Here is a 16285-nt window from a genome sequence, read left to right as displayed (position 1 = left end):
ATCGCGCCGAGCCCGATCGCGCTCGCGGCGTTGTCGCCGGCGCCGCCCGCGACCACGACGGCTTTCCTCATGCCCCAGCGCTGCGCATAGTCCGGCGCGAGCACGGCGCTCTCCGCGCTGCCCTCGACCAAGCGCGGCATGTGGTGGAGATCGAGCCCGGTGGCGTGCAGCAGCAAGGCGGACCAGCGCCGCTGGCCGACATCGAGCCACAGCGTGCCGGCAGCATCGGACATGTCCTCGACCATCTCGCCGGTGAGGCGGTAACGCACATAGGCCTTGGGCAGCAGCACCTTTGCGACACCCTCGAAGATTTTCGGCTCGTGCCGCGCGATCCACAGCAGCTTCGGTGCGGTGAAGCCGGGCATCGCCAGATTGCCGGCGATCGCAGGCAGCGACGGACAACGCCGCTCCAGCACGGCGCATTCGGCCTGCGAGCGGCCGTCGTTCCAGAGGATCGCGGGGCGCAGCGGCTTGCCGTCCTCGTCCAGCAGCGTCGCGCCATGCATCTGGCCGGACAGACCGATGCCGGCCACCTGCGCCACCTCGCGCGGATGGCGGCTGGCGAGATCGTCGACCGCGCCGATCGTCGCATCGACCCAGGACTCGGGATCCTGCTCGGACCACAAAGGCGCCGGATGCGACAGCGCAAGCTCGCGCGTGGCCGTCGCGAGGATCGCGCCGGCTTCGCTCACGAGCACCGCTTTCACACCTGACGTGCCGATGTCCAGTCCGAGATACAAACCGTCCTCCTCTTGAGCTATGGCGATGCACGATCTTGATCGTCGCGCTTTCCGCCGCGGCCCGTTCGATATCCGCCCGCCGTTAAGGCAGATTGTCCCGCATCACGATGTCGATCCTGATCTTCTCCTGTTCGCGCAGGATCGGCTCCCCGCGGGCGAGCGCGAGCAGCACGCGCACGGCGGCGCGCGCCTCATGTCCGGGGTTCTGCGAGATCGCGGCATCCATCACGCCTTGCAGCAACAGCCGCCGCGTCAGCACGGTGACGTCGTGACCGACGAACACCACCTTGTCGCGAGCAGCTTCGCTCAACGCTTTGGCGACGCCTTGCGTGCCCGCGCCGACGTTATAAAGGCCGACAATGTCGCCGTGCTTGCCCAATAAGCGCGCCAGCGCCTGTTCCGAACGATCGTCCTCGTCGCGCCCTTCCAGCACCGGCAGCACACTGAGCCCGGGAAATTCCGACGCCATCACCTGGTTGAAGCCGAAGATGCGCTCGGCATGGTCGCGCAGGCCCTGCGAGCCCGCGACGATCGCAACCTTGCCGGACTTTTGACCGGCCAGCCGTCCGACCAGCGCGCCGGCGGTGCGCCCCGCGGCAATGTTGTCGATGCCGACATAATGATGACGGCGCGACGACGGCACGTCGGACACCAACGTCACCACCTTGGTGCCGGCATCGACGAGATCGTTGATCGCGGCGCGGACGCTCGGATGATCCAGCGCCACCATTGCGACGCCGTCGTAATCGCCCGACAGCGCCTCCAGCGAGCCCGCGAGCACCGATGGATCGAACACGTCGGTTCTAACAGTCTCGACGCTAAGGCGGCGAGCCGACAGCCAGGTGGACATCTCGCCGAGATAGGCCTCGATCTGCTGCATGAACGGGTTCGGCCCCGACGGCATCACGAAGGCGAAGCGGCGGGCCCGGCCGCGGGCGAGCTCCGCGGCGGCCACATGCGGCTGGAACGAATGACGCTCGATCGCCGCCTGGACGCGCCGCACCGTATCGGGCCGCACGCCGGGCCGGTTATGCAGGACACGGTCCACGGTGGCGAGGCTGACGCCCGCCTCGCGGGCGATGTCCTTCAGCGTCAAAGCGGTCGCGGTCAGGGTCTCGGCCATGGCTGAAGGCTAGCAGAGGTGTTTTGAGGTACGCAACTCATTTTGAGGGGCGAGGACGCGGTTTCGAGCCGGAGTTGAACCAACTAGCCGGGTCAGCCAGTCAGCCCTGGGTCAGATCCAGCGTCAGGAACAGGCTGTTGGGATCCTCGACATAGCCCTCGAACGGACCGCAGAGGACGAAGCCGTGCGCCTGGTAGAGCGCATGCGCCGGCTTGAAATAATCCCACGAGCCGGTCTCGAGGCTGAGCCGTTTCAGGCCGCGCGCGCGGGCCTCAGCGATGATGTGGCGCAGCATCTCGCCGCCAAAGCCGCGCCGCCGCGTGGTCTGGAGCGTGTGCATCGACTTCACCTCGCCATGAGCAGCGGAGAGCGTCTTCAATGCTCCGGTGGCAACGAGCAGCTCGCCGTCCCAGCCGGTCCAGAACGCGACGTCGCTGGCACGAAGGCCAGCGAGATCGAGCGCATGCGCACTGCCCGGCGCGGTCTGCGCCCGCGCCGCCGTGACGTGATGATCGAGCAGCGCGATGACGCGGGGATCGAAGGTATCGCCGGTCCGGATCTGCATGGTCAGGGCCTTACTCACATCTTGCCGTAGGAGGCGCCGCGCCGCGTGATGATGACGTAGCGCGCGTCCTGCTTGGTTTCGTTCTCGAAGATCACGGCGCGCATCACGTCGAAATCCAGGCAGTCGCCCTCGCGCAGGCGCACCGTCTTGGCGTCGATATGCACGCAGACCGCGCCCTCCAGCATCAGCAACTGCTGGGTGAAGGCGTTGCGACCCCAGGGGCTGTACGACACGCGCGCGCCGGCCGGAAGGTCGACGACGATGATCTCGATGCCGCTCGCCGCATCCGGCGGTGAGGCGTGCCGCCGGCGGTAGCCGCTGTCGGGATCGCGCCAAAGCGGCTGGTCGGCAAGGCGCACCAGCCGCTCCGGCGGCTTCTCGGCGAGCGCGACCACATCGCTGAGCGTAACGTCGAGCGCTGCACAGAGCTTGTTGAGCAGTGCTGCCGTCGCACTGCTCTGCGCCCGCTCCACCCGCCCGATCATGGCCCGGCTGACGCCGGAGCGGCCAGCAAGCTCGTTCAACGTCATGCCGGCCTGCGTCCGCAGCGTCTTCAAGCGGCGACCGATCGCGCGGTCGAGTTTCTGCTGGTCCATGGGGGTCATCCGGGGCCACACGGCCAGGCCGCTCCGCCGAATCTCAGGAAGCATAGGTCGACGAGCGGCCAATGCGGGGAGTAGAGAGCTAGTATACTAGAATCTTTGCGTCTCGGGCGAGGCCAGGGCCGAACGAGACGTGACGGACCGTGGATCGGATCGCGATAGGGAACCACTAAGGAAGGCACTCGCTCGATTTTGGAGCTCTCACAAGACCTCCGCCCGGACTGTATTACAACAGCCCAAGGATGCATTCCGATGAACTCTTGAGCTGCATCTGCCATTCTTGAGCTGTATCTGCCATGGCAGCTTAGTACACCCTTGGTTGCCCGCAATTGAATCCGAGTGGCGCATCATCGTCAGCGCAATGTCGTGGCCCGTGTTGCCCCCCGTTTCGTTTGCTACATCCTAGAACAATTGCCAATCGGAAGATCGCAGAAGTCCACGTGCGGCTCCGGTGCGAAAGCGACGGCCTTGGCTGACCTCGGAGTTTGCAGCCCCCAAGCGGTTAGGACCAATTCGATTTGAACCTAGGCATGCCGATATTCCCTGAGCAACAATCATTCCTTGTACCAGGGGCTTAGCTTCATTGAGAATCTTGTTCGGCCTATGCAGTCGCTCTATTTGTAGTTGACTTTGTGTAAAGCTATGCAACTATCAATTTCCTAGGGGTTTAAAGGGCATTGGCGTCGAGATTTTTGCGTAGCCGAATTTTGATTCCGCGGGCCAACAGATAGATTAGATCGCCGGCATCACGCGAGACGTCTCGGTGAACTGTGCCCCGATAAGGGGGCATGACATGCGCATTTGGATGGCTTTATGTGCCGCCAGCCTGTTGCTGTGCGGGTGTTCGAGTTACGAAACAACATACCTTCTTACTGATGAGCAGGGGAAGCTTGTGCCGACCACGATCGCGGGTGTGCCGATCGTAGTCACCGTCCCGCAGAAAATTGGCTTTTACGCTACGGAAAGCCGATACTTGGTGGAAAATCCGATCGTGAAGGACGGTCAGGTTGTCTCGGTAGCTAAGTCATACTCTGTCGAGACGACGGTAGATAAAACACCGATATCGCTCGGCAAGAGTCAGCTCGTGAATCTGGACATAAAGCGGCCACTCTCTGGTACCGCCGAGACGAGCATGGAATTGAACACGGCACAATATCCGACCAAACTTGCCAGCAAGGTGGACGATAAGACATTTGAACAAGCGCTGAGCACAGTTGAGAAGCTGATTGAGAAGCAAGGTGCACCGATATCAGCCAACGCATCGAAAACGCTGGTCTCTCAACGCAGCTACTTGATTGTTTACGATCCGACCACCCAGCACATCACCCGAGTAAACTTGTAGGGCAGCACTAATGCACGCAGGGCATTTGCTTGCGACCCACGAGCGCTTTCGGACCGACTACGGCATTCTGGGTGTTGCCTATGGCGCTAAGGAGGTCAAGGGCGCTCCAGTCTCCACGCATTCATTAGCGTTTTTTGTGAGAAGAAAGCTTCCAACCAAGGGAGCCAAACGTTTCTTGTCTGATGGGCGCAAACGCTTGCCAAAGTACGTTGAACTGGATGGAAGAAACATTTCTACGGACGTCGTAACGATACAGGCCGAAGAGCCTGCAGATCCCGGCTCTCGGTCACCGCCGCAAGTCTATCGAGCCGGCGGGAAGATATCAAACATGCAGCTTACCGGCACAGTGGGCTGCTTGGTATCTAGTCCGACGCGAGCGGGCATCTATGCAGTAACCAACCAGCATATTGCGCTTGGAGAAGGCACAGCCATTGCATTTCCTGATTTTCGAACGGTCGGGGCGATAGTTGGCAATACCGCCGCGAGCGCTGGCCTAGTTGCTGACGAAGTATTCTTACCTCCATTCAATCAGCCTCAAGCCTACATAGATGTGGACAGCGCACTTGTTCGCATCCCACCAAAGTTTGAGAGCACCTTCTCTCCTGACATTCCCTATTTCGGCAGGCCATCGGCCATATTTTCTCCAGCTCGATCAAGCCCAACGGAGTTCGTAAATTCCTTACTCGGTTTAAACGTCTATGCATACGGTTGGCCCTCAGGCCCGCGCTCTGGCGTCATCTCTCACGTCTTTTATGTTTATCAACGCGAACCCACGGGAATGGCGCGCGTAGCTTCTTTCCTTGTTAGGAGCGCAGACAATGGCCCCCCCGGGGTTATTGGAGACTCCGGCAAGTTGTGGATGACAAGCATGGATAGACAAAATGTAGGCGTTGGCATCCATTCAGGTGTCGTTGCGGATAGCCCAACGAGCAGCCGATTCGCTATGGCGACTGAGCTATCTTCTTTAGCTCGGTTTCTCAATATTCGATTACTATAGGTTTCATACTCCAACGCTTCGCGCTTTCCATTCAATCACGACCGAGTCGACCTAACGCCGAGGCGACACGTTCTATCGTCCCAACATCGGTTCGACGCGGAACTAAAGGCGCGCCTTCACCATCAATCGAGAAGCCCCATCAAGATCGAGCGCGCACGACATCATTGCCACTTTCGTACTTGCTCATGTGTTTCCCCGAGAACGAACAGAGCAAGACGAGGGCTTTTCCCGTGCTGAAGAGAAGCATTTACGATCAAAACGCCTAACGCGCGGAACCTGCTCTGTCGATCGATTTTCCGTGTGTCGGCCTGTCAGCGCCATTCGGGCTCAGATTGGGACCGTGCCGGCACCGCCCACGTAAGAGAAGTGGCGATGGATCGCGGTGTCCGTTCACCTTCATCTGAGAGAGATTCGATCCGATGCTTTTCCTAATCGAGGGCCGACCTACCGTCGACTATGAAGCTCACCGCGAATTGAGAGCCCCAACAGATAAGGAAAAGCGTCCCGAGGAAAACCGGATAGCTATTAACTCCGAGGAGCTGGCTTTTGGTTGCCTGCGAATAGACGAGAGTGCACTACTGGCGATACGTGCTAAAGCTTGGAGCGGGCGAAGGGAATCGAACCCTCGTATGCAGCTTGGGAAGCTGCCGTTCTACCATTGAACTACGCCCGCTTATGCGCTGCTTGCGCGCCCGTCCTGATTAGCCGAGACGGCGCCTTCCGCCAAGCGGTTTGGCGCGCCTGGCTGGGCGGTTGTTAACGCCTCAGTAAGATTCCAGGTGCGCCGGATTGTGGCGGTGGTATGATCAGGCGTCTGGGGAGAGACGTGCACTGAGTGGGGCGTGTGCATGGTGGGGCGCGGTTATTCGATATTCGACACGGCCATCGGCCGTTGCGGCGTCATCTGGAGCGCAACCGGCGTGGTCGCCGTGCAATTGCCGGGGGCGCGGGAGATCGACACCCGCCGCCGCATCTTCCAGGTCCATCCCGAGGCGCGCGAGCAGCGGCCGTCCCAAAATGCCGAGCTTGCGATCGAGGGCATCACGGCTCTGCTGCAAGGCGGCGATCCCGATTTCTCCGAGGTCAGCCTGGATGCCGGCGGCGTGCCCGGCTTCAACCGGCGCGTCTATGAGTTCGCCTGCTCCATTCCGCGCGGGGAAACGCGGACCTATCACGAGGTCGCCAAGGCGCTGGGCGCCTCGGGCGCGGCGCATTCGGTAGCGCAGGCGATCGCCAAAAATCCCTACATGCTGATCGTGCCCTGCCACCGGGTGCTGGAGGCCGGCAATTACACCGACCGGCTCTCGCCCTATGGCGGGGTGATCTCCAAGCGGCGGCTGCTGGCGCTGGAGGGCGCCCAGCCCGTCGCCAGCAAGACCCTGTTCGAGGTGCTGCTGCCCGTTGCTCCGCCGCGCGCGCCTGGCTAAGGCGCGATCTCGATCGCACCTTAGCTTTGATTTTTTGGGCATGATCTTGTCGGACAACCGCTACACACCTGTCCGGATCATGCCTAGATAGGCGGCATGGACGCAACCACGCTGCTGACGTCACAATCGATCACGGTCTGCGAGTTCCGCTGCGATGCCGGGCCGGACGATGCGCCGTTTGCCGAATGCCGCACGGGGCATTCCATCGCCTATGTCCGCTCGGGCAGCTTTGGCTGCCAGTGCCGCGCCGGGTTCTTCGAGCTGGTGGCGGGCTCGATGCTGGTCGGCGCGCCCGGCGAGGAATACACCTGCACCCACGAACATGTCTCAGGCGATGTCTGCCTCGGCTTCTTCTTTGGCGAGGATATGGTCGATGCCCTCAGTGGGCGGCGCGAGATCTGGCGCGTCGGCGCCATGCCGCCGCTACCTGAATTGATGGTGCTGGGCGAGCTCGCCCAGACGGCGGCAGATGGCAACAGCGACATCGGCCTCGACGAGGTCGGCCAGATTCTGGCCGGCCGTTTTGTCGACGTCGTTTCGGGCAAGCCGCGCAAGCCGACCACGCCCAATGCGCGCGACCGTCGCCGCGCGGTCGAGGCCGCGCTGTGGATCGACGACAATTCGCATGAGGAGGTCGATCTTGAGCAGGCCGCGAAGCAGGCGGGTCTCAGCCCGTTCCATTTCCTGCGGCTGTTCTCCAGCGTGCTCGGCGTCACCCCGCATCAATATCTGGTGCGCTCGCGGTTGCGGCACGCGGCGCGGCTGCTCGCGGATGACGACATCGCGGTCACCGATGTCGCCTATGACGTCGGCTTCGGCGATCTCTCCAACTTCGTCCGCACCTTCCACCGCGCCGCCGGCGTATCGCCGACCAAATTCCGCCAGGCCTCGCGCGGGGAGCGCAAGATTCTCCAAGAGTCGCCCCTTACCCCTGACTAGCTTCGTCCCCGGCGCGCGCCAGTTGCGGCGCGCTTTGCAAATGGAGACGAACATGTACGACCACATCGGACTTCGCGTGGCCGATCTCGACGCCGCGACGCGCTTCTACACCGCGGTGCTGGCGCCGCTCGGTTACGTGCTGTGCTCCAGTGGCGACGGTTATGCCGGCTTCGGGCCAAAGGGCGAACCGGCGCTGTGGCTGCACCTGAACAAGGGCCGCAAGGCCGACGGCGCGCACATCGCGTTTCGTGCCAAGGATCATGACGCAGTGAAGGCCTTCCACAGCGAAGGCCTGAAGAGCGGCGGCCGCGACAATGGCGGCGCCGGGCCGCGTAGGGATTACAGCCCGACCTATTACGCGGCGTTCCTGATCGACCCTGACGGCAACAATGTCGAGGCCGTGTGTAGCTGAGCGCTCACCGCTCGCGCCGTCATTGCGAGCGAAGTGAAGCAATCCAGCAATGTCTCCGCGGAGACGGTCTGGATTGCTTCGTCGCTCCGCTCCTCGCAATGACGAGGTTCTCGGCCGACATCCAACATCATCAAGGACACCTTCATGGCCTCCATCCACAACGACATCCTCCTCCCCGCCCCGGCGCACGTCGTCTGGGATGCGGTGCGCGACTTCGGTGCGCTGCATGAACGGCTGGTGCCGGGCTTCGTCACCGCCTGCACACTCGACGGCGATGCGCGCATCGTCACCTTCGCCAACGGCGCGGTGGCTCGCGAAGTGCTGGTCGATTGCAACGACGCGCGGCGGCGTCTCGTCTACGCCATCAGCAACGAGCGGCTGAAGCACTACAGTGCCTCGGTGCAGGTGATTGCCGAAGCCGACGACAAGAGCCGGATGATCTGGACCATCGACATGCTGCCGAACGATCTTGCGGCCTATGTCGAAGGCCAGACCAGGGAGGCCGTGATGGCCTTGCACAGAGCCTTTCCACCGGTCGCGGCCTGATCAGGCTCTGTGAGTTTCTTCACAGAGCTCCGCGCTCGCCGCCCGCAATCATGCCCCGCGTGCGTCCGGTTGGCTCCGCTCTTCCGGCGGTGCCGCGCACGCGAGGAGCATGCCATGAGAGGTGCGGACAAGGTAATCTGCCAGGCAGCGGCTGTGCTGCTGCTGTTTTCCGTCGCGAGCTCGCCGGCGAAGGCGCAGTTCCTCGGCGGCGGAGGTGCCGGCGGCGAGGACATGATGACCCAGATGGCCCCGATGCTGGAAATGATGAAGGCGAAGATGGGCAAACGCCGCTTCGCCATGATGATGCAGACCATGGGGCCGATGATGAGCCGCATGATGGAGAATGGCGGCGGCGGGCTCGGTGGCATGATGGGCGGCGGCGGCCTTGGTGGCCTGTCCGCCGGCAGTCTCGGCGGCGGCTTCGGCGCGCCCAACTACGGCGGCGCCACGCCGATGGGCGGAAGCGGCTATATGCCGACCGGGCTCGGCGGCATCGGCGCCGGCGACATCACGGGCATGCTCGGTGGTGCCGGTGGCGGCGACATGATGGCGATGATCCCGCAGCTGATGCGGCTCGCCAATGTCGGCGGCGGCGGCCATCGCCGCCACAGGCATCGCTAATCGGCGGCAGCGGACAGAGCCGGTCTGATCGCGCCCTTGCCGGCGCGCGGTCCCCAGCGAGTCAGCACCACGCTGGAGAGCGAGAGCACGCCGAGCACGACCATCGAGCTCGCGGCCAGCCAAAAAAAGCTCTGCGCGGTGGCCTCGTGGGTCGACAGCCACCAGCCGACGGCGGAGATGTAGACCAGCCGCGCCGTCTGCGCCAGCACCGGGCCGATCACCTTGGCCGCGCCCTGCGAGGAGAAATACATCACCGTAGCGATACCGAAAAACGCGTAGAACGGTCCGACCGTCGAGAGATATTGATGGCTCGCCGCGCGCACGGCGGCGCTGTCGGTGAAGATGTTGATCCAGAGGTCGGGGAACATCGCAACGACGCATGCCGGCGCGCCGACGGCGACGAAGGCGGCGGCGCTGGCGGTCCAGGCGATGCGCCGGGCGCGCGCGATGTTGCCCGCGCCGATCGCCATGCCCACCATCGGCACGCAGGCGATGCCGAACGAGAACGCGATCGAGGTCAGCAGGAATTCCAGCCGCGCACCGATGCCGTAGCCGGCGAGGATCGTGGTGCCGAACTTCGCCAGCATGTGGGTGAAAATCGAGATCGTCAGCACCGATTGCAGCGGCGAGAAGCAGGCGATGGCGCCGACCTTCAGGATGTCGAAAAACATCGCCCATTGGATCCGCAGGCCGCGCAGCTTCGGCGTGACACGCGCACGGCCCGAGAACAGGACCCAGCCCATGATGCCGATGTTCATGGTGTAGGCGATCAGCGCGCCGGCGGCGACGCCGCGCATGCCGAACTGCGGCACCGGGCCGAGCCCGAGGCCGAGCGTGCCGCCGAGCACGATCTGCCACGCCGCGGAGTTGAGGATCAGGAACGACGGCAGCTTCATGTTGCCGGTGCCGCGCAGCACGCCGGCCATGGTGTTGAGCAGCCAGGGCAGCACGGCACCGCCGAAAAACACCTGCGTATAAGCGACCGCATGCGTCAGCACATCGCCGCGGCCGCCGAGCATTTCGAGCACTTTGGGTCCGAAGATCAGCATGCCCAGCATGAAGACGAGGCCGAAGCTGATGCCGATCAGCAACGCGTGCGCGGCGAGCGTGCCGGCGCGCTCGCGATCGCCGGCGCCGAGCGCACGTGCAATGGCGGACGCCACCGCACCGCCCATGGCGCCGCCCGACATCGTCATGGTCAGAATGATGGTCGGGAATACCAGCGCCATCGCCGCCAGCGCCTCGACGCCGAGCCGGCCGATATAGGAGGTCTCGGCGATCACCGTGCAGGTGCCGGCCGACAGCGCGATCACGTTGGGCCAGGCAAGGCCGAGCAGCGTGCGCAGGATCGGCCCGTCGGTCAGCGCGCTTCGCACCGGCCGCGGAGGCGGCGGCAGCGGGCGCTCTTGCTCATCGACCGGGATTTCGGCGATGTCGGACATTTCCTCTCCGGGACACGAGCGCTCTTTGCGGCGCGGCAATGCTTGGGTGTGCCAATAAATATGTTCGCGCGCAGGGCGCGGGAGGGCTTGTTAGCACGGCGCGGAGCGATTGCTCCTGCGCCAGATGCAGGCGTGCCCTGCGGCAGCGCATTTCGATAGGTGGGGCTATTCGATCGCCCAGACCAGCGGCGACCTGCCTCCAGGAGCGGGGCGCAGATGCACGGCGATATGCCGACCGCATCCCGCCGCCAGGCCTTCGAACAGCCCAGCCAGCACCTTGGCGCAAGCCGGGTGATAGTCGGCGACGTCGTCCATCAGCTTCCAGCTCTGCTGGCGGATTTCAAGACTGCCTTCGGATGTCGCGGTCTCCGACGCGTCGTCCTGCGCTGCGAATAGCGCGCTCAGGAACGAGGCGAACTCGCGCGCGCCACCGCGACTCATCGCCAGCGCGGCCGCGACTTCGTCGAAATACTGCATCCCGATCAGCTTGCCGGTGAGGTGCAGCAGATAGCCGGCGTCTTCGGGGCCGAACAGCTGCACCATCACGGGCGCGGCGGTGCGGACATATTCCATCGCGTAGTTGCGATAGGCCTTTTCCAGGCGCGGCTTCGGCCAGCTTGCGACCGGCAGGGCCGGCGCGGTGGCCGCATCGAACAGCGGCGCTTCGAGGTGGCGCGCGAACACGAGCCGCTGGTCGAGCTCGAGCGGATGGTCGTATTGGTGGTAATAGCCTTCGAGTCCGTCCTGGCCGTCGACGCTCTGCTTGGTGCAGACGAAGCCGAGCCTGAGATCACCGAGCGCCACACCGTTATTGGCGTGCCAGCCGCGCAGCATGGCACGCGAGACCTCGCCCGGCACGCCGCAGATCGCGGTGCCCTTCCAGATCCAGCGCGGCGGCGGATAGCGGATCCAGGCCTTGGTGTCGCTCTCGTACATGTATTCGACATGCACGCCGCCGATCCAGTTGGAGAGGTAGTGATATTGCGCAGCCGCGACCGCCGGCGGCAGATGATCGATCCCGAGCTTCTTCAGCCCCGGCAGGAAGCGCTCCTGCTGCTGGCGGCGGAATACGCGGAAGACGAACTCGGCGGCGTCAGCGGTGCCGCGCCGCGTCACGACGGTGAGGATGAGGCCGGTGAAATAGGCGTGATAGAGGTCGGCGACCGCACGCCAGCGCTTCCATTGGGCTTGCTGCGCGGCATCCAAAGCGGCGGTCATGTTCGCTCCCGATCGTTGTTTCGATCGAGTGTGTCACCGCACCCCACGGCAGGCAACATGACGCCCGTGCAGAGCACCCTGCGCAGCCGCCCGTCAATTCCGCATCACGAAGTTTGCGGCGGCGTCTTGGCCGCGCGCTCGCGCTCGACCCGTTCGGTGACATCGCGCGCCATCGCCACGGATCCCAGCACGTTGTCGCCGGAATCGCGCACCAGCGCGAAAGTCATCTCGATGTAAAGCTTGCGTCCGCTCTTGTGCAGCGCGCGGGTCAGCGTCGGCCTGCCCGCAAGCTTCATCGCGCCGCTGGCGAGCGCCGCTTCAAAGCCCTTCCAGTGCGCGGCGCGCAGATGCGCGGGAATGATCAGATCGAGATTCTGGCCGAGCGCTTCCGCGGCGGTGAAGCCGAACAGGGCCGTCGCCGCTCCGTTCCAGCGCATGATCGTGCCGGACCGATCCGAATAGATCAGCGCGTCCGCGACGTTCTCGGCAATCTTTGCGTCGAGTTCGGATGGATTGCTCATCTCGTCACCTCGTAGCCCGGATGGAGCGGAGCGCAATCCGGGATTGTGCCACAAGCGAGACTGTCCCGGATGACGCTTGCGCTCTATCCGGGCTACAGGATCGCGCTACGCGCGGAAATGCTTCGATAGTTTGAGGCCCTGGGCCTGGTAGTTCGAGCCGATGCGCTGGCCGTACATCGCGTCGGGACGGGCCAGCATCTTCTCGTAAACGAGGCGGCCGACGATCTGGCCGTGCTCGAGGATGAACGGCACTTCGCGCGAGCGCACTTCCAGCACAGCACGCGAGCCCAACCCGCCGGCGCCGGCATAGCCGAAGCCGGGATCGAAGAATCCGGCGTAATGCACGCGGAATTCGCCGACCAAGGGATCGAACGGCACCATCTCCGCGGCGTAGTCGGGCGGCACCTGCACGGCTTCCTTCGAGGCGAGGATGTAGAACTCGCCGGGATCGAGGATCAGGCTGCCGTCGGGGCGGGCCGAGATCGGTTCCCAGAAATCTTCCACGGCGTAGCCGGAGCGGCGATCGACGTCGACGACGCCGGTGTGGCGCTTGGCGCGGTAGCCGACGAAGCCGCTCGCCTTCTCACCGGACAGGTCGACCGAGACGGCGACGCCGCCCGACAAATCCGCATCGTCGACATCGACGAGGCGCTCTGCGGCGTGCAGACCATCGAGCTCGTCGGCGTTGAGGATGGCATCGCCGGTGCGGAAGCGCACCTGGCTGAGCCGCGAGCCCTCGCGCACCAGCACCGGAAATGTCTTCGGGCTGATCTCGGCATAGAGCGGACCGTGATAGCCGGCGCCGATCATGTCGAAGCGGCGGGTGCCGTCGGCGATCACGCGGGTGAAGACGTCGAGCCGGCCGGTGGAGCTCTTGGGGTTCGCGGCCGCGACGATCTCCGGCGGCAAGGCGAGGCTCTCCAGCAGCGGCACGATGTAGACGCAATTGGTCTCCAGCACCGCGCCGTCGGCGAGGCTGAACTCGTGCAGCTTCAATTCGTCGATGCGCTCGGCGACGGTTGAGCCGGGACCGGGCAGGAAGCTGGCGCGGACGCGATAGGCGATGTCGCCGAGGCGCAGATCGAGGCTCGCCGGCTGGATCTGGCTCTCGACGAAGTCATAGGCGGGCAGGATGAGGCCCGCCTCCGCCATCGCCGCGATCATGCGGTCGGGCAGGATACCATTGGCGTCGGGCGCGACCGTGAACGTCAACCGGGGGTCCTCATCGGGGCTCAAATGCATCCGGGCAGGCCGGAAATACAGGTCTTTTACGGCTATCCGATGGACGCCTTGACGGAAAGGGCATTGCGGAATATGAGCATCACTTATCCCGTGGTGATTTGAGCCGGCCGGCTTGCAGCCACGTTAAATAAGTCGCTAAACAGGCCGGGGACCTCTGAGATCCCGGCCCGTGGACATGTCCAGGCCGGTTTTTTTGTGACCGTTTTCGCGTGAAGCGGTCATGTCGGAGGTACCTATGTCGAAGTCGACCGCCAACTACCGCCCCGAAACCCGCCTGGTCCATTCCGGCACCCTGCGTTCGCAATATGGCGAGACGTCGGAGTCGCTGTTCCTGACCCAGGGCTACGTCTACAACAGCGCCGAGGAGTGCGAGGCGCGGTTCAAGGGCGAGGATCCGGGCTTCATCTATTCGCGCTACTCCAATCCCACCATCGCAATGTTCGAGCGCCGCATGATCGAGCTCGAGGGCGCCGAAGCCGCCCGCTCGGCGGCGACAGGCATGGCCGCGGTGACGACCGCGATCCTAGCGCCGCTCAAGGCCGGCGATCACGTGGTGGCCTCGCGGGCGCTGTTCGGCTCGTGCCTCTACGTCGTGCAGGACCTGTTGCCGCGTTACGGCATCGAGACCACGCTGGTCGACGGGCTCGACCTCGACCAGTGGCAGCGCGCAATGCGACCGAACACCAAGACGTTCTTCCTGGAGAGCCCGACCAATCCGACGCTCGACGTGCTCGACATCCCTGCCATCGCCGAGATCGCGCACAAGGGCGGCGCGCGGCTCGTGGTCGACAACGTGTTCGCAACGCCGATCTGGCAGAGCCCGCTCGCGCTCGGGGCCGACGTCGTCGTCTATTCCGCGACCAAGCATATCGACGGCCAGGGCCGCTGCCTCGGCGGCATCATCCTGTCGTCGGAAGCCTTCATCGCCGAGCACATCCACAATTTCATGCGCCAGACCGGCCCGTCGATCTCGCCGTTCAACGCCTGGGTCCTGCTCAAGGGCCTGGAGACGCTGGGCGTGCGCGTGCGCGCGCAGACCGACACCGCCTCGCGCATCGCCGAGGTGCTGGCGAGCCATCCGAAGATCGCGCGGCTGGTCTATCCCGGCCGCGCCGATCATCCGCAGGCCGCGCTGGTGAAAAAGCAGATGCGCGGCGGCTCGACGCTGGTCGGCTTCGAGGTCAAGGGCGGCAAGGCGGCTGCGTTCCGCGTGCTCAACGAGCTGAAGCTCGCGCGGATCTCGAACAATCTCGGCGACGCCAAGAGCCTCGTCACGCACCCGGCGACCACGACGCATCAGCGCCTGAAGCCGGACGACCGCGCCGCGCTCGGCATCGGCGAAGGTTTTATCCGCTTCTCCGCGGGGCTGGAGCATCCGGACGATCTGATCGAGGATCTGACGGCGGCGCTGGAGAAGGCGTAGCTACGCATCCGCGTCTCGTAGGGTGGGCAAAGCGAAGCGTGCCCACGTCTTCTTCCTTCGTATCACCGAGCGATGGTGGGCACGGCGCTGTGCGCCTTTGCCCACCCTACGGCGCCGCCTACATCGGCCGATACGTTCTCACATCCGCTGGCACGTTCACGCCCAACTTGATCTGCCCCACCGAGCGGATGATGTCGTCGCCGAGCAGCTGGGCGAAGCAGGCGTAGCCCCAATCGTTCATGTGCAGGCCGTCGGCGATGACGAAGCTCTCGACCGGGATCGATTGGTTCTCGTGCCAGTCGCGCATCACCTCGAAGCGCGGGAAGATGCCGACGTGGCGCAGCTCGGCGACCTTGCCGAGCAGGTGCACCATCTTGCCGGCGCTCTCCTTGCGCTGGTTGACGGCCGGCGAATATTGCGGATCGACCAGCACGATGTCGGCACCGCCTGCGGCCTGGATGCGGCTGATGCCGTCCTCGACCAGCTTTGCGGTCTCGCCGGGATCGAGATTGCGCAGCACGGCATTGGTGCCGACCTGCCAGATCACGAGATCCGGATGCACGTCGATCACCTGCGTCTGCAGGCGCTTCATCATCTCGGGCGCGTCCTCGCCGCCGACGCCGGCATTGACGACGGTGATGTCGGCGGTCGGATAGTGCCGGCGCAGCTGCGCGGCGAGCCGGTTCGGATAGTTGAACTCCGGCGAGCTGGCGCCGAAGCCCGCGGTCGACGACGAGCCGAACGCGACGATGACGACAGGCTTGCCCGCGACGAGCTTGCCCGCAACATGCGGGAGCGTGCCCATCGCCTTCGAGCCACCCTTGTTCGCGTCTTTGGGCGGCAGGCAGGGCACGCGGCTGAAAATGTCGGCGGCGGACTTGGCGACCTGCTTCACCTTGTCGACGGCACGCGCCGTGACGCCGCGCTGCTCGGGCGACGTTGCTGCGACCGTGGTCTGGGAAGGCGAAGCGGGGGCGGGATCAACCGACTGCGCGGGTGCGGGCGTCGCCTGCGCGGCCGGCGCCTGCGCATGCGAGGCCGGCGCCAGCAACAGCAGCATCGCGGCTGCAGGTGCGGCCAACCATGCCGTCAGGCAAAAAGGGCGGAGAGAACTCATTAACGCTA

At 64.4% G+C, this 16285-nt stretch carries 16 protein-coding genes, 1 tRNA gene and 1 riboswitch; of the genes, 7 read left to right on the top strand and 10 right to left on the bottom strand.

Annotated elements, in window-relative coordinates; all coding sequences use genetic code 11:
* The 4 genes from SE92_RS25825 to SE92_RS25810 form a co-directional block, all read right to left on the bottom strand.
* Window positions 1-740, bottom strand: a 740-nt coding sequence (locus SE92_RS25825; protein WP_245324689.1) for an FGGY family carbohydrate kinase, incomplete at its 3' end; no start/stop codon positions are given.
* Window positions 741-822: 82 nt separating this feature from the next.
* Entirely contained in the window at window positions 823-1863 is a 1041-nt protein-coding gene (locus tag SE92_RS25820; RefSeq protein WP_063199711.1) for a LacI family DNA-binding transcriptional regulator, read from the bottom strand.
* A 100-nt stretch (window positions 1864-1963) separates the two neighbouring features.
* Entirely contained in the window at window positions 1964-2428 is a 465-nt protein-coding gene (locus SE92_RS25815) for a GNAT family N-acetyltransferase (protein ID WP_063199708.1), read from the bottom strand.
* A gap of 14 nt (window positions 2429-2442) precedes the next feature.
* Window positions 2443-3024 carry a helix-turn-helix domain-containing protein gene (locus SE92_RS25810; RefSeq protein ID WP_063203760.1) on the bottom strand — a complete coding sequence of 194 codons (582 nt, stop codon included), beginning with the start codon at window positions 3022-3024 and terminating at the stop codon, window positions 2443-2445.
* 799 nt (window positions 3025-3823) lie between these two features.
* Between SE92_RS25810 and SE92_RS25805 the strand changes: the two genes are divergently transcribed.
* On the top strand, window positions 3824-4372 hold the full coding sequence (locus tag SE92_RS25805) for a putative periplasmic lipoprotein (protein WP_063199705.1): 549 nt from the start codon (window positions 3824-3826) through the stop codon (window positions 4370-4372).
* Window positions 4373-5968: 1596 nt separating this feature from the next.
* Here the strand turns inward: SE92_RS25805 and SE92_RS25800 are convergent.
* Window positions 5969-6042 (bottom strand) — tRNA-Gly (locus SE92_RS25800).
* A gap of 175 nt (window positions 6043-6217) precedes the next feature.
* Here SE92_RS25800 and SE92_RS25795 point away from each other — a divergent pair.
* From SE92_RS25795 to SE92_RS25775, 5 genes are all read left to right on the top strand, one after another.
* Window positions 6218-6796 carry a methylated-DNA--[protein]-cysteine S-methyltransferase gene (locus SE92_RS25795; protein WP_063203759.1) on the top strand — a complete coding sequence of 193 codons (579 nt, stop codon included), beginning with the start codon at window positions 6218-6220 and terminating at the stop codon, window positions 6794-6796.
* 96 nt (window positions 6797-6892) lie between these two features.
* On the top strand, window positions 6893-7735 hold the full coding sequence (locus SE92_RS25790; protein ID WP_063199702.1) for a helix-turn-helix transcriptional regulator: 843 nt from the start codon (window positions 6893-6895) through the stop codon (window positions 7733-7735).
* A gap of 52 nt (window positions 7736-7787) precedes the next feature.
* Window positions 7788-8147, top strand: coding sequence for a VOC family protein (locus SE92_RS25785; protein ID WP_063203758.1), 360 nt, complete (start codon window positions 7788-7790; stop codon window positions 8145-8147).
* A gap of 144 nt (window positions 8148-8291) precedes the next feature.
* Entirely contained in the window at window positions 8292-8693 is a 402-nt protein-coding gene (locus SE92_RS25780; RefSeq protein WP_063199699.1) for an SRPBCC family protein, read from the top strand.
* Window positions 8694-8807: 114 nt separating this feature from the next.
* Window positions 8808-9314: a hypothetical protein gene (locus tag SE92_RS25775; RefSeq protein WP_063203757.1), complete on the top strand. Its 507-nt coding sequence runs from the start codon at window positions 8808-8810 to the stop codon at window positions 9312-9314.
* Here the strand turns inward: SE92_RS25775 and SE92_RS25770 are convergent.
* The 4 genes from SE92_RS25770 to SE92_RS25755 form a co-directional block, all read right to left on the bottom strand.
* Window positions 9311-10756 (bottom strand): MATE family efflux transporter, encoded by a 1446-nt coding sequence (locus SE92_RS25770; protein ID WP_063199696.1) that lies wholly within the window; start codon window positions 10754-10756, stop codon window positions 9311-9313. The two genes, SE92_RS25775 and SE92_RS25770, sit on opposite strands and share 4 nt — an antisense overlap.
* Before the next feature lie 165 nt (window positions 10757-10921).
* Complete coding sequence (locus SE92_RS25765; RefSeq protein ID WP_063199693.1) at window positions 10922-11974, bottom strand: hypothetical protein; 1053 nt, start codon at window positions 11972-11974, stop codon at window positions 10922-10924.
* Window positions 11975-12078: 104 nt separating this feature from the next.
* On the bottom strand, window positions 12079-12495 hold the full coding sequence (locus SE92_RS25760) for a PAS domain S-box protein (protein ID WP_063199690.1): 417 nt from the start codon (window positions 12493-12495) through the stop codon (window positions 12079-12081).
* A 105-nt stretch (window positions 12496-12600) separates the two neighbouring features.
* Window positions 12601-13737, bottom strand: coding sequence for a 2'-deoxycytidine 5'-triphosphate deaminase (locus SE92_RS25755; protein ID WP_157095677.1), 1137 nt, complete (start codon window positions 13735-13737; stop codon window positions 12601-12603).
* Window positions 13738-13817: 80 nt separating this feature from the next.
* A riboswitch (SAM riboswitch) is annotated at window positions 13818-13897 on the top strand.
* A gap of 75 nt (window positions 13898-13972) precedes the next feature.
* Between SE92_RS25755 and SE92_RS25750 the strand changes: the two genes are divergently transcribed.
* Entirely contained in the window at window positions 13973-15160 is a 1188-nt protein-coding gene (locus SE92_RS25750) for an O-succinylhomoserine sulfhydrylase (protein ID WP_063199685.1), read from the top strand.
* A 118-nt stretch (window positions 15161-15278) separates the two neighbouring features.
* On the opposite strand, the gene SE92_RS25745 is transcribed toward SE92_RS25750, so the two are convergent.
* Window positions 15279-16277 (bottom strand): SGNH/GDSL hydrolase family protein, encoded by a 999-nt coding sequence (locus SE92_RS25745; RefSeq protein WP_063199682.1) that lies wholly within the window; start codon window positions 16275-16277, stop codon window positions 15279-15281.
* Between the last annotated feature and the right edge of the window lie 8 nt (window positions 16278-16285).

Origin of the sequence: Bradyrhizobium sp. AT1, assembly GCF_001590795.1 — a bacterium.
In the GTDB taxonomy this organism is placed as follows: domain Bacteria; phylum Pseudomonadota; class Alphaproteobacteria; order Rhizobiales; family Xanthobacteraceae; genus Bradyrhizobium.
Note: the sequence above shows the minus strand (reverse complement) of the source record. Positions and strands in the feature narration are given on the sequence as shown.

Bases quoted from the DNA above. Each gene is read 5' to 3' on its own strand.
- SE92_RS25820 (WP_063199711.1), bottom strand. From the start codon at position 1,863: ATGGCCGAGACCCTGACCGCGACCGCTTTGACGCTGAAGGACATCGCC.
- SE92_RS25815 (WP_063199708.1), bottom strand. From the start codon at position 2,428: ATGCAGATCCGGACCGGCGATACCTTCGATCCCCGCGTCATCGCGCTG.
- SE92_RS25810 (WP_063203760.1), bottom strand. From the start codon at position 3,024: ATGGACCAGCAGAAACTCGACCGCGCGATCGGTCGCCGCTTGAAGACG.
- SE92_RS25805 (WP_063199705.1), top strand. From the start codon at position 3,824: ATGCGCATTTGGATGGCTTTATGTGCCGCCAGCCTGTTGCTGTGCGGG.
- SE92_RS25795 (WP_063203759.1), top strand. From the start codon at position 6,218: ATGGTGGGGCGCGGTTATTCGATATTCGACACGGCCATCGGCCGTTGC.
- SE92_RS25790 (WP_063199702.1), top strand. From the start codon at position 6,893: ATGGACGCAACCACGCTGCTGACGTCACAATCGATCACGGTCTGCGAG.
- SE92_RS25785 (WP_063203758.1), top strand. From the start codon at position 7,788: ATGTACGACCACATCGGACTTCGCGTGGCCGATCTCGACGCCGCGACG.
- SE92_RS25780 (WP_063199699.1), top strand. From the start codon at position 8,292: ATGGCCTCCATCCACAACGACATCCTCCTCCCCGCCCCGGCGCACGTC.
- SE92_RS25775 (WP_063203757.1), top strand. From the start codon at position 8,808: ATGAGAGGTGCGGACAAGGTAATCTGCCAGGCAGCGGCTGTGCTGCTG.
- SE92_RS25770 (WP_063199696.1), bottom strand. From the start codon at position 10,756: ATGTCCGACATCGCCGAAATCCCGGTCGATGAGCAAGAGCGCCCGCTG.
- SE92_RS25765 (WP_063199693.1), bottom strand. From the start codon at position 11,974: ATGACCGCCGCTTTGGATGCCGCGCAGCAAGCCCAATGGAAGCGCTGG.
- SE92_RS25760 (WP_063199690.1), bottom strand. From the start codon at position 12,495: ATGAGCAATCCATCCGAACTCGACGCAAAGATTGCCGAGAACGTCGCG.
- SE92_RS25755 (WP_157095677.1), bottom strand. From the start codon at position 13,737: ATGCATTTGAGCCCCGATGAGGACCCCCGGTTGACGTTCACGGTCGCG.
- SE92_RS25750 (WP_063199685.1), top strand. From the start codon at position 13,973: ATGTCGAAGTCGACCGCCAACTACCGCCCCGAAACCCGCCTGGTCCAT.
- SE92_RS25745 (WP_063199682.1), bottom strand. From the start codon at position 16,277: ATGAGTTCTCTCCGCCCTTTTTGCCTGACGGCATGGTTGGCCGCACCT.